We start from the raw sequence: 11,309 nt of genomic DNA on the forward strand, positions 1-11,309 counted from the left end.
ATCAGGATGTCCTAACAGGCCCCTATCCAGCCCGGCTCCTGGCACAACCCAGAAAGCAGAGGCAACGATGCCAACATTAATGATCTTCCACGAAGTCGACGACGTTGAGCACTGGCTCAGCTCAACAAAAAGGCAAGACCTGTTCGGGCCGCTGGGCATCACGGTTCGACCATTCATCGACCCGGCAAAGAGCCACCGTGTAGGCCTGATCGTCCAAGTCCCCGACATGGAAACCTTCCAGCGAATCATGGAGTCCGAAGAGGCAGCCGAAGCGATGAAATTCGACGGCGTCCGTCCGGACACAATCCTGACGCTGGTCGAGCCCTAGGCACCGCCGGGCCCGGCCCTGGTTCCGGTTGCAAGGATGTCCCGGCGGAGTTCCCGGCCGTTCGGGGGCGGTTGGTGGGACCTCGTAACAACGCCGCCGCCGGGATCCAGTGGAGAATGGAACGCATGACCCTCACGACGTTCGCCCTTGTCCGCCATGGCCAGACGGACTGGAACGCTCAGCGCCGGCTGCAGGGGTCCACCAACATTCCACTGAACGACGTCGGCCGCGGCCAGTCGCGCGACGCCGTCGCCGTCCTGGCCGGCTACGAGTGGGACGCGATTGTGTCGTCGCCGCTGATCCGTGCCGCGGAAACCGCCGACCTCATTGCGGCAGGCCTGGGACTCGGCCTCGTCCGCCGCGTACCTGAGCTCACCGAACGCAGCTTTGGACCCGCCGAGGGCCTGCAGGACGGCCCCGAACTGGACGCGCTGCGCATCCCCGGCGGATTCCGTGGCGCAGAAAGCGAGGACGGTGCAGGCCGCCGCGGGTTGGCCGCGCTCGACGCCCTCGCCGAGGAGTACCGCGGTCGCCGCGTCCTGGTGGTGGCCCACGGCTCCCTTATCCGTGTGAGCCTCAGCCGTGCTATTGGCCGCACCCTGCAAAGCATCGACAACGCCGCGCTCAACCTGGCCCACCACCATCCCGTTGACGGCTGGCAGCTCGAGTACTTCAACGGCGAGCGGATTGTCGCCGGCATTCCGGGCTAATCCGCACTGTCACCTGCAGCCAAAGCGTCCCACCGGGTGTTGGACACAACGTTCCGCAGGAGAGTCCGAACGCGTTCGCACAGGCCATGGTGAGTCTCTTCGGCAAGGTGTTTCGACGGTGGCCTTTCAGAGCCCACGTGTGATGCCTCGAAGCCCAGACGCTGATAGAACCGGTGCGCGGCGACCCTGGACCCGTCGGACGTGAGCTGGACCAACTGCGCACCGCGCCGGCGGCCTTCGTTGATCGCCCAGGTGATCATGGCGCCTCCGAGGCCGTTGCTCCGCAGGTCCGACCGAACGCGCACCGCTTCAATCTGCAGCCTTGTGGCCCCGCCCCGGGCGAGCCCGGGAATGAATGTCAGCTGCATGGTCGCAACAACCTCATCTGCCGCCGTGACGACGGCGACAAGCAGCTGGGCAGGATCGGCCTCCATTGCCTGAAAGGCACGGGTATAGGGATCCCGGTCCTCGATCGCTGCCGGGTCGACGGAGGACCGAAGGGAGTCAGCAGCCATAAGCCCCACGATCGGACCCACGTCAGATGCTTCGGCGTTCCGAAGCGTGAACGGACCGCCCGGGAGATCAAGTTCAGCGAGAGTCATTTCCCCAGTATTCCAGCCACCGGCACGACGGCTTCGCAGCACTTCAGCCTCTGGTTGTTCGGTGCTCCCTGACACTGAGGCCAGCGCGGGACAGAATCCCTTGGACCTCCTCTGTCATGAGGGCTTGGGCCGCGCGCGTACGTGCATACGCTCTCCCTGCTGTCCAAACAGACTGATGAACTCGACGGGTCTGCCGTCAGCGCTGGCAAACCAGTGCGGTGTGTGGGTGTCGAATTCCGCAGCTTCGCCGGGGCGAAGTTCAAAGTCCTTGTCGCCCAGCACCAGCCGCAGTCGTCCGTTGAGGATGTAAACCCATTCGTAGCCCTCGTGAACGCGCGGGTCGGGCTCTGCCCCGCGGGCATCACCGTCGAGCACCATCTTGAAGGCCTGCAGTCCACCGGGGCGGCGTGTGAGAGGAACAGCCGTCATGCCGGCATGGGTGATGGGCTGCAGGTGAATTCTCGGATCCCCGGTGGGCGGCGCGCCGACCAGATCATCGAGGGGAACACCGTACAACCTCGCGAGGGGCAACAGGATTTCGAGGTTGGGCCTGCGTTGGCCGGATTCCAGGCGGGACAGTGTGCTCACCGATACTCCGGATGCAGAGGACACATCTCCGAGGGTGAGGTTCCGTTCCGTACGGAGTGCCCGAAGCCGGGGGCCGACCGCCCCAAGAACATCGTCAAGCTCAGTTTCCATATCCCCATTTTGCCATAACGGCAATCATGTTTGTCAAAAGTGGTTTATGCGATGGAAGCTGATGTAACCGCCCCAGGACTCCGGCGGCGAAACTTTCAGGACGCGCAGAAGGACAAATCTGTATGGACACCACACGGTATGACGTTGTAATTGTTGGTGGCGGCGCGGCGGGACTCAGCGCCGCCACGACGCTGGGCCGGGCGCTTCGCTCGGTGCTGGTCATCGATTCCGGAACTCCACGCAACGGGCCCGCGGCAGGTGTACACGGTTATCTTTCGAGGGACGGCATGAACCCCGGGGAGCTCCTGTCCATCGGACGCAGCGAAGTGCTCTCCTATGGAGGTACGGTCATTGACGGCGAAGCCGTTTCGGCACGGCGTACCCCCGATGGATTCGAGGTGATACTCGGAGATAGCCGCCGGTTCTCCGGCAGACGCCTCCTGGTCACCACCGGCCTGACGGACGAGCTGCCTCCCATCGACGGGCTGCGGGAGCAATGGGGCAACGGCGTTGTGCACTGCCCCTACTGCCATGGCTGGGAAATCCGCGGGCAACGGATTGGAGTGCTGGGCACGGGCCCGCTGTCCGTCCATCAGACACTGTTGTTCAGGCAGTGGTCCCCGGACATCACGCTCTTCCTCAACGACACCGTGGAACCCACCGACGAGGAGTGGGACAAGCTCGCTGCCCGGTCCGTAAGGGTCGTTGACGGTGCCGTGGCTTCTGTCGACGCTGTCGGTGGTGTCCTCACAGGGCTCACGCTCCGCCAGGGGTCCTCGTTCGACGTACAGGCTCTGGCTGTCGGAACACGGATGGAGGCCAGATCCGAGCTGCTGGAATCACTCGGGCTAAGTTCCCAGGTGCACCCGTCGGGGGCCGGACGGTTTATCGAGACCGACGCCATGGGCGCGACGGCCGTCCGCGGAGTGTATGCGGCCGGCAATGTCTCCAACCTAATGGCTCAGGTGATCACCGCGGCGGCCGAGGGTGTCATGAGCGGCGCACGGATCAACGCCGACCTCATCGAGGAGGAAACCCTGTGGGCCGTTGAGGGGCACTTCGGCCCCTTCTCGGCCGCCTCGGAGGCAGCCGTCTCTAAGATCGTGCTGGGTCACCGACGCCATGGCTTTGATGATGGTCGGAAAGCCGCCGGCCTGGGCCCTGCGGCCACAGTAGAAAGACGATGAACATGGATCACCAGCACCACCAGCGATCTGCCAGCCATGACCAGCACCGCGTCCTCGACCTCGATGCCGAGGTGTTCGGCGACCACCTCGCTGCAGTCCTGGACTTGACCGGGGTGCCTGCCGCGCGCAGCGTCGTTGACCTCGGCGCCGGCACCGGCGCAGGTAGTCGGCTGCTTCGCCAGCGGTACCCCGACGCCGCGGTGACGTGCGTCGACAACGACCCGCAGATGCTCGAGCTGCTGCGCGGACAGGGCTTCACCGTGGTCGAGGCCGACCTCGACGACGGCTTCCCTGCCCTGGCCGGCCCCTTGATCGCGGCGGATGCAGCGGCCGAGGCGCCCGTTGACCTGGTGTGGGCATCGTCCTCGCTGCACCACGTTGCCCACCCCGCACGGCTGCTGTCGGGGGTCCGCCGGGCACTGGCGCAGGGCGGGGTCCTGGCCGTCGTCGAGCTCGCCGGTCTGCCCCGCTTCCTGAGCCATACGCGCGGGGCGCTGCTGGAGCAGCGCTGCCATGCCGCTGCGGAGGCCGAGGGGTGGAACCACCACCCGGACTGGACGCGGGTCATCGAGGCCGCAGGGTTCGATGTCACCATGTCCGAGGTGACGGCCGTCGCACCCGTGACTCCGGCTGCACGGGAGTACGCCCAGCAATGGTTCGCGCGCTTCTCGGACCTGGCGGCTCTGACCGCGGACGACCGCGACGCCTTGGAAGAGCTGCTGGAGCGGTTCTCCGACATCGAGCTGGAACCCCGCGCCACCCGGACCGTCTGGGTGGCCACCCCCGACTAGAACCAGGAGCTGCCCTGAGCGAGCACGTCCCGAAGCAGAACCGTCCCAGAAGGCTCTCCGGCCTTGGGTTTCACATGCAAAAAGTCGCAGCTGGTGTAATCGAAGTATTGTTCGAGGACGGACGCCAGCACGGCTAGCAGGGGTCGGGTGCTTGTTTGTCGGCTACTTCTCGCAGCCGACCCCGTCGCCGTCGCGGTCCAGGCTGCGGCTGTAGCCTGGCTGGCCGGCGTAGATCGGAGCTGCTCCGGCCGCTTTCACGGCGGTGCAGTTCGCGTAGAACGCTGCGGGTGCCGGTGCGGGGGCCACGTAGGGCGCAGGTGCGGGTGCCGGGGCCACGTAGGGCGCGGGCACGGCAGCGGGTGCCGGGGCCACGTAGGGGGCCGGGGCAGCAACTACTGGTGCGGGTTCCGCAGTCGTTGGGGTCGGGGTTGGCGTCGGCGTGGCTTCCGTGAGGTGCCTGACGCCGAGGTTTACGGTGGTTCCCTTGGCCACTTGGGCACCTTCGTTAGGGTCCTGGGAAGTGACCTGCCAGTTCTTCTTGGCAATGATCGACTTGCCGTCGGTAGTGTCCACAGCTTCGACTCTGAGCCCCAGGTCCTTTAACTGATCGGTGGCTTTATCGAGCGTCAAGCCCATCACGCCTGGAACCGTTACGGTATCCGCGGCTGCCGGGACAGCAGTCGCGGTCGGCTGCGTCGCAGCTTGCTTGCCGCCGCATCCGGTCAGCATGAGGCCGGCCAGCACAACCAATGTCAGTGTCTTCTTCAATTTTCCCCCTGCCGGGTTGCCCCGGTGAACTATGGCGCTGCCGGAACTGTCAGGAAGGGCGTGAATGCCAGAAGCTTCCGAAGGGCTCGCTGGGCAACAAGCTATCAGTTGAAGGGGCAGGCGGGGGCGGACATGCCCGATTACAACGTTTGCCGAGCTATTTCACCGGTGAGGAATTCCGAGCTTGCTTTAGTTGACGGCTGTTCTGGAGAGCCTCCGCGCGATCAGAAGCTCGTTCGCAGCGCAAGTGTTCATCGCCTTCTGCACCAGCACCTCGGTGCGGCTCTCCACCGAGCTCGTGGCCTCGTCCGGGATCAGTACGGATGGGCGGGCCAGGAACGCCCGGGCGATGTTGTCCGGTGTCGGACGGCGGGACTTCCCGCCGTCCTACACTTGCGTTGTGTGCCCCCTGGCAGGTATTCCATGAATCGTCAGCGGCACCGGCCGCCACCGCGGACACGGCGCCGCACGTATAGTCCGGCAGCTCGGCGCCCATCATGAAATGCAAACGGGATGAAACCCGCTGCGCGCTCTACCTCATCCTCGCCGCTGACGCCTCCAGGCCGGGGAACACGGTAGATGTGATCCCCTTCCCGCATCAGCCCGGTCGGGATGTGCCGGAGCCGGAGTCACCGTTGCACTGAATCAATGGCCGGGTCCGGTAACGATCTTCCTTCGTTCGGATTCGTGCGCGCCGCCCTTCTTCGCCAGCGTTGCGCACGCCTCTTCGATGTCTCGGGCGAGTGTGTCGACATGCTCGCGGCTCAACGTTTCCTTGACCAGGGCCCGCATGATTGTCACGTTTTGGGCGTTCGGCGGCAGGGTGTATGCCGGCACCATCCAGCCGCGCTCGGCCGCGAGCTGCCAGGCAATGTCGAACTCGTCGTACCCGGGGTCGGCGGCGAGCCGGAACGCGACCAGGGGAAGGTGTTCCTCGGCGGCGCCGATGATCTCGAACCGGCCCATGGCGTCCAGCTTCTCGGCGAGGACGCCGGCGTTGGTCTGCATGTTCTGCATGATGTAGGTGTAACCGGCGCGGCCATAGCGCACGAAGTTGTAGTACTGGGCGAGGACCATCGCCGAGCCGGTGGAGAAGTTCAGGGTGAAGGTCGAATCGGTCTTGCCGAGGTAGTTCTCCTCGAAGACGAGGTCCTTGGCCAGGTCGGCCTTCTCCCGGAAGATCAGCCAGCCGATGCCCGGATAGACCAGTCCGAACTTGTGCCCGGAGACATTGATCGAGCGGACCTGTTCGAGCCGGAAATCCCACTCGGAGTCCGGGTAGAGGAAGGGCCAGACGAACCCCCACTGGCCGCGTCCACGTGCAACGGCACATCAAGGTCTCGCTCGCGCTTGATCCGCAGAAGCAGGTCATTGATGCCGACGATGTCGTCCTTGTGCCCGGTGAACGTCGTGCCCAGCACGGCTGCGACGCCGATGGTGTTCTCATCGATATGGGCCTGCACGTCGTCGGGGCCGATCGTGTACTTCCCCGGCTGCAGTGGCACGATCCGCGGCTCGACGTCGAAATAGCGGCAGAACTTCTCCCACACGACATGCACATCGCCGCCGAACACCAGGTTCGGGCTCGACGTAGCCGCGCCGGCGGCCTCGCGTCGCTTGCGCCAGTTCCACTTCAGGGACAGACCGCCAAGCATGATCGCCTCGGACGATCCCTGGGTCCGGGCTCCCGTCGTCTCGCCGGGCGCGTGGAAGAGGTCGGCGAGCATCCGAATGCAGCGCTGCTCGATCTCGGCCGTGCGGGGATATTCGGCGTGGTCGATAAAATTGCGGTGCAGGTTCGCGGCGATGATCTGCTGGGCCTGCGGCTCCATCCATGTCGTCACGAAGGTCGCCAGGTTCCGGGCCGGATCACCCTCCAGCGCCAGATCCTCCGACACCAGCCGCAAAGCGTCCTCGGCAGGAATGCCGGTCTCCGGGAACTCCCGGCTCGGTACCTCCTGGGTTACGAATCGGTTGCCGAACAGGGCCACGTCGGCATCCGCCGGCTGGGAATTTAGTGACATCACTTCTCCTTCAGGGACTGTTGATCAGGCATTACGGATGAGTTTCCCGATTTGCAGGAACCGAGGTGTCGGTTGATTCCGGACTCAACATCAGAATCGCTCCGGTAAGGAAGCAGAGGGCTCCCACAAGTGTGCCGAGATTGGACAACTCGGCGTTCCAGACATCGCCGCTCGACGGTATGACAAAGGCCGCGACGGCCGAGACGCCGAACGCGACAGAGCCGGCCACGTTGACCACGCCGATCTTCCACGCCCGGGGCCTGGGCCGGCCGGCAAAGGCGACGCGACCGGCATCCCGCAACGCCACACCGCTTGCAATGGGGAAGGCGACTGAACCCAGGGCATCGGGTCGCCACACCCGCTGGTCGGTCAGCGCCGCGCTGAGATTGTCCCGGACTGCGTTTCCCGTACTCCAGTTGAACCACAGGGTCCCGGCAAGTTGAACCGCGCTGGCGAGCCAGGCGAGATTCCGCGGCGCCCACACCCAAAACGAATGGCGCCGCGTGGCACCCACGGCCGGGAGCGCATCAACGGCCTCGCGGTACTGCAGGAACGCCGCAGAGGTGAAGAACAGCGAACCGACGAAGAATGTGACTGCACACCAGCGCATTCCCACGGCCTCGGCGTAGAACGGCACCGCTCCCATGGCGAACAGGCTCGAGCCAATGATGAACAGCCAGGCGATCCACCCGTCCCGAACGGTCGAACGGCCTGCGCTCGAGATCTTATTTCGCATGGTCGGTCCTCGAGGGAGCCCGACGCTGGACCTTGCCGGCATCGTCAGGCGCCACGGCCGCCGTCGGGCCCGGGACCGGGAGCACATTGGTGATCACGAAGGCCACGGCCACGGCCACCACCACCTGGGGTGTAACGGCCACACCGTCCACACCCAGCAGCAGCGTTGCCAGCAGCGTCGACGTCAGCGGCAGCCGCAGCATGGCTGCGCACATGGCGCCCATGCCCATGCCGATCCCTGCCGCGAGATTCATTCCGGGCAACCCACTCGCAGCTATGCCGAGCGCCGCCCCGATGAACATCGACGGGAACACCTTCCCACCACGAAAGGCGCTCAACGAGAGCCCGTAGACCAAGGTCTTACAGGCGATCAGCAGGACCAGCACAGCAAGCGAGTAGTCCGCGGCGTGTTCGACCAGCTCCGGAAGTGCGTCCTGCCCCGAGAACAACACCTGCGTGAAGCTGTGCCCCGAGATCAACTGGTACGCCATCGCGGTAAGACCGACCAGCAAGCCGAGCGCAGACGTCACCAGCACCCGGTTCAGATGCACGACCGGACGGAGCGACAGTGCGACCCAGCGGATCAGCCATCCCAACAGCGCGCCGGCCGCACCCATGACCACCGCCCAGCCCATCGTCGCCACCGTCGGCGGCACCGCAGGCGGCACCACGGGCAGCGCCAGCGAGAAGCTGCCCAGCCCGGTCCAGCCGTCCAGTCCGACGAACACCAGCGCGCCGACGTCGGAGGCGAGCAGTCCGGGCAGGGCCACCAGACTCAGCGTCATTCCCCCGATCCCGGCGGCCTCCATGATCAGGAAGGCACCAAGCACGGGAGACCCGAGCAGGGTACTGATCGCCGCGAAGCTGCCGGCCGACGCCATGATCGTCAGGGACATCGGCGGGGCGTCCTTCTTGACCAGGTGCACGGCCAGCGCCCCGAGGCCGCCACCGATCGCGATCAGCGGCCCTTCGGGCCCGAGCACAGCACCCAGGCTGAGCGTGGTCAGGGCCGCGAGAACGATGCCCGCGAGTTCCCGACCGCTGGGCGGACCGCCGCCCGTCTTGAATCCGAAAGCGGGTGAGTGGCCCCCGGTTCCCGGCAGATACCGGATGGTCAACGCCGTCAACAGCCCACACAGGACCAACCATGGAACCGGCCACCACGCAGGAGCAGGACCCGCGAAGACTTGATTCGGCAGACCGACGAAGACGAACCGCTGCAGCGCCGCGACCAGAGCGAGAAAGCCGTACGCAAGGATCGAGATGGGAACGCCCAAGACCGCTGCCAGCACGAGCGCAGCGATGTACGGCCTGGAACGAATCACGGCGACCGGATCGATGCTGGGCGACGACACGGCAGGCTCGCTCATACCCGGGGACCCGGCGCTCCGGTGACGATTCCGTTGCGCATCCCTCCTCCTTCCGCTGGCCGTCCGCTACACGGCGGGAGCCATTCGTGAGGTCGTGCAAGCGATACAGGCCGGTCAATCACGCGGTTTCCAAGTTAACGCCTTCAGCCGCGGGAGTCATCACCCGATGCGGGTGAAAGAGAACCAATGAACTCGGTGCCCATCAGCGGGCCGAGCGTGCCGCCGGGAGCTGGGATCTCCAGTCGGCCACGATGCTGGTGATGACGCGGGCCGGCAGGCATAAGCTGATACCAGAACGTCTTTTCCAGCGCCGGGAAGGTCATCATGGACTCTGAAACCGCCGATGTGATCGATCACGATGTCACCACCATCACCTGCGTGTGCGGCAACACCGTCAGCAAGGGCGGGCTGATTCAGGCCGACTCGCAAGGCGTTCCCGTCTACAACGGAGACAAGAGTCCGGTTCCCGCCGGGCTGGCCGAATGGCCTGCGGACGAGGATCTCCATACCCTGTGTCCCGCATGCGGCCGCGTTTACCGCGACTCGGTTATCGAGGAGACAGGGACCGCGCCCGTTGCCTTCCGGGTCGATGTCACCGCCGGCCCGATTGCTGAGGCGATCCGGGTCCACTGGAACCTCGACGCCCAGGAATGAACCCGGTGAGCGGACGACGGCGGGACCTCCCGCCGTCGTCGTCTCTCGCCTTGGGTTCAGTCCACCTCAGGCCTGGCGGTACACCTTCCGCGAAATGGCCAGGCTAACCGTGGCGATCACCGCGACGGCAACAAGATAGAAGCCCGGCACCAGCAGAGAACCTGTGCTGCCGATCAGCCACGTCAGGATAAAGGGAGCAAAACCGCCGAAGACGGTGACTCCGATGTTGTACCCCAGGGAGAGCCCCGTTGAGCGGATCCGGGCCGGGAACATCGAGGACATGATGGCCGGCAGCGGCGCAAAGTAGGCCGTGGCCAGCACCGAGAGCACCAGTTCAACCACGATCATGGTGGGCAGTGCGGGCGCCGCGATGAGCAGCATAAACGCAGGAATCCCGACAATCATGGACCCAATGGCAGCCCACGTCATGATTCGGGCCGGCCCCACTTTGTCGGCAAGCATGCCGATGAACGGGGAACCGATGCTCATGACCACACCGAAGATCAGGGTGGAGAGGAATGCCACGGATTTCGGCATCCCGAGATTTACGATCGCGTAGGTAGGCATGAAGAGGGCAATGTAGACGCCCACGGATCCCAGGGACACGACGCCGACGATGGCCCATAGCCGGCCGCCGTTGCCGATGAACGTCTCCCGCAGGGGCGACGTGGACCGTTCCGTGGCCAGGAACTCGGGCGTTTCCTCCATTTTGGACCGGATGTACCAGCCCACGGGTCCAATGGCCAGCGCGAAGATAAACGGCAGCCGCCAGCCCCAGGAGTCGAGTGCCTGGGTGCTGAGATAGGCGTTCAGTACGAACCCGAAGATTCCGGCCAGCAGGATGCCGCCGCCCTGGGTGGCAACCTGCCAGCTGCCGTAGAACGCCTTCCGGCTGGGTGCGTACTCGATCAGGTAGGCCGTGGCCGTGCCGAATTCCCCACCGGTGGCGAATCCCTGCAGCAGCCGGGCGACCAGCACCAGGATGCTCGCCGTGACGCCGATGGCTGCCGCCGTGGGTGCCACAACAATCAGCAGGGTGCCGACGAACATGACAAGGATGGACACCAGCATGCCCGCCTTGCGGCCGGCCCTGTCGGCATAGCGGCCGATGATGATGCCACCGAGCGGACGCATGATGAAAGACACCCCGAACGAGGCGAAGGCCAGCAGCAGCGACGCCGTTTCATTCGTCGTCGGGAAGAACAGCTTGGAAATGGTGACAGCGAACGTGCCGTAGACGATGAGGTCGAACCATTCGAGCCCGTTGCCAATGGAGGCTGCGACGACGGCCTTACGGGCGTTGCTTTGTTCCAGCGCGAGGGCGGCCGGCGAACGCGGTTCGGTGACCTGGTCGCTGGAACCTAGTGTAGCGTGTCGGTGATTCCTTTGGGTATGGTTTTTTGTCAGACTTGATTCATGGTTTATCTGGCAAGGGCTTTGG

The 11,309-nt window shown here is 65.0% G+C and carries 12 protein-coding genes and 1 pseudogene; 5 read left to right on the forward strand and 8 right to left on the reverse strand.

The features are described 5' to 3' along the window. Positions 1-67 precede the first annotated feature (67 nt). Entirely contained in the window at positions 68-328 is a 261-nt protein-coding gene (locus BJQ90_RS02905) for a hypothetical protein (RefSeq protein ID WP_226758811.1), read from the forward strand. A gap of 125 nt (positions 329-453) precedes the next feature. Further along, entirely contained in the window at positions 454-1,038 is a 585-nt protein-coding gene (locus BJQ90_RS02910; protein WP_226758812.1) for a histidine phosphatase family protein, read from the forward strand. Here the strand turns inward: BJQ90_RS02910 and BJQ90_RS02915 are convergent. Together BJQ90_RS02915 and BJQ90_RS02920 are read right to left on the reverse strand one after the other, a co-directional pair. Beyond that, positions 1,035-1,640, reverse strand: coding sequence for a GNAT family N-acetyltransferase (locus BJQ90_RS02915; protein WP_319004590.1), 606 nt, complete (start codon positions 1,638-1,640; stop codon positions 1,035-1,037). The genes BJQ90_RS02910 and BJQ90_RS02915 overlap by 4 nt on opposite strands. A 114-nt stretch (positions 1,641-1,754) precedes the next feature. Further along, positions 1,755-2,339 carry a helix-turn-helix domain-containing protein gene (locus tag BJQ90_RS02920; RefSeq protein ID WP_226758813.1) on the reverse strand — a complete coding sequence of 195 codons (585 nt, stop codon included), beginning with the start codon at positions 2,337-2,339 and terminating at the stop codon, positions 1,755-1,757. Between the two features lie 122 nt (positions 2,340-2,461). On the opposite strand from BJQ90_RS02920, the gene BJQ90_RS02925 reads away from it, so the two are divergent. Both BJQ90_RS02925 and BJQ90_RS02930 read left to right on the forward strand, forming a co-directional pair. Further along, entirely contained in the window at positions 2,462-3,526 is a 1,065-nt protein-coding gene (locus tag BJQ90_RS02925; protein WP_226758814.1) for an NAD(P)/FAD-dependent oxidoreductase, read from the forward strand. Positions 3,527-3,528: 2 nt separating this feature from the next. Further along, positions 3,529-4,317 (forward strand): class I SAM-dependent methyltransferase, encoded by a 789-nt coding sequence (locus tag BJQ90_RS02930; protein WP_226758815.1) that lies wholly within the window; start codon positions 3,529-3,531, stop codon positions 4,315-4,317. 162 nt (positions 4,318-4,479) lie between these two features. Here BJQ90_RS02930 and BJQ90_RS02935 read toward each other — a convergent pair whose 3' ends face one another. The 5 genes and pseudogenes from BJQ90_RS02935 to BJQ90_RS02960 all read right to left on the reverse strand — a co-directional run bounded on the left by BJQ90_RS02935 (position 4,480) and on the right by BJQ90_RS02960 (position 9,540). Then, on the reverse strand, positions 4,480-5,046 hold the full coding sequence (locus BJQ90_RS02935; protein WP_226758822.1) for an excalibur calcium-binding domain-containing protein: 567 nt from the start codon (positions 5,044-5,046) through the stop codon (positions 4,480-4,482). 684 nt (positions 5,047-5,730) lie between these two features. Then, positions 5,731-7,109 (reverse strand): annotated as a pseudogene (locus BJQ90_RS02945) (glutamate decarboxylase). A 31-nt stretch (positions 7,110-7,140) separates the two neighbouring features. Continuing rightward, positions 7,141-7,845: a hypothetical protein gene (locus BJQ90_RS02950; RefSeq protein WP_226758816.1), complete on the reverse strand. Its 705-nt coding sequence runs from the start codon at positions 7,843-7,845 to the stop codon at positions 7,141-7,143. Continuing rightward, positions 7,835-9,214 (reverse strand): chloride channel protein, encoded by a 1,380-nt coding sequence (locus BJQ90_RS02955; RefSeq protein ID WP_226758817.1) that lies wholly within the window; start codon positions 9,212-9,214, stop codon positions 7,835-7,837. The genes BJQ90_RS02950 and BJQ90_RS02955 overlap by 11 nt, the downstream gene beginning before the upstream one ends. Before the next feature lie 143 nt (positions 9,215-9,357). Then, complete coding sequence (locus BJQ90_RS02960) at positions 9,358-9,540, reverse strand: hypothetical protein (protein WP_226758818.1); 183 nt, start codon at positions 9,538-9,540, stop codon at positions 9,358-9,360. On the opposite strand from BJQ90_RS02960, the gene BJQ90_RS02965 reads away from it, so the two are divergent. Continuing rightward, positions 9,539-9,868, forward strand: a complete 330-nt coding sequence (locus tag BJQ90_RS02965) for a hypothetical protein (RefSeq protein ID WP_226758819.1) — start codon at positions 9,539-9,541, stop codon at positions 9,866-9,868. The genes BJQ90_RS02960 and BJQ90_RS02965 overlap by 2 nt on opposite strands. Before the next feature lie 66 nt (positions 9,869-9,934). Here the strand turns inward: BJQ90_RS02965 and BJQ90_RS02970 are convergent. After that, positions 9,935-11,309: MFS transporter (locus tag BJQ90_RS02970; RefSeq protein ID WP_319004591.1), on the reverse strand; the 1,375-nt coding region annotated here is incomplete at its 5' end.

The sequence above is a fragment of the Arthrobacter sp. SO3 genome (assembly GCF_020532825.1).
In the GTDB taxonomy this organism is placed as follows: domain Bacteria; phylum Actinomycetota; class Actinomycetes; order Actinomycetales; family Micrococcaceae; genus Arthrobacter.

Excerpts from the sequence above, each read along its gene's own strand:
- BJQ90_RS02910 (WP_226758812.1), top strand. The coding sequence starts at position 454 with ATGACCCTCACGACGTTCGCCCTTGTCCGCCATGGCCAGACGGACTGG.
- BJQ90_RS02950 (WP_226758816.1), bottom strand. The coding sequence starts at position 7,845 with ATGCGAAATAAGATCTCGAGCGCAGGCCGTTCGACCGTTCGGGACGGG.
- BJQ90_RS02925 (WP_226758814.1), top strand. The coding sequence starts at position 2,462 with ATGGACACCACACGGTATGACGTTGTAATTGTTGGTGGCGGCGCGGCG.
- BJQ90_RS02920 (WP_226758813.1), bottom strand. The coding sequence starts at position 2,339 with ATGGAAACTGAGCTTGACGATGTTCTTGGGGCGGTCGGCCCCCGGCTT.
- BJQ90_RS02965 (WP_226758819.1), top strand. The coding sequence starts at position 9,539 with ATGGACTCTGAAACCGCCGATGTGATCGATCACGATGTCACCACCATC.
- BJQ90_RS02930 (WP_226758815.1), top strand. The coding sequence starts at position 3,529 with ATGGATCACCAGCACCACCAGCGATCTGCCAGCCATGACCAGCACCGC.
- BJQ90_RS02935 (WP_226758822.1), bottom strand. The coding sequence starts at position 5,046 with ATGCTGACCGGATGCGGCGGCAAGCAAGCTGCGACGCAGCCGACCGCG.
- BJQ90_RS02960 (WP_226758818.1), bottom strand. The coding sequence starts at position 9,540 with ATGATGACCTTCCCGGCGCTGGAAAAGACGTTCTGGTATCAGCTTATG.
- BJQ90_RS02955 (WP_226758817.1), bottom strand. The coding sequence starts at position 9,214 with ATGAGCGAGCCTGCCGTGTCGTCGCCCAGCATCGATCCGGTCGCCGTG.
- BJQ90_RS02915 (WP_319004590.1), bottom strand. The coding sequence starts at position 1,640 with ATGACTCTCGCTGAACTTGATCTCCCGGGCGGTCCGTTCACGCTTCGG.
- BJQ90_RS02905 (WP_226758811.1), top strand. The coding sequence starts at position 68 with ATGCCAACATTAATGATCTTCCACGAAGTCGACGACGTTGAGCACTGG.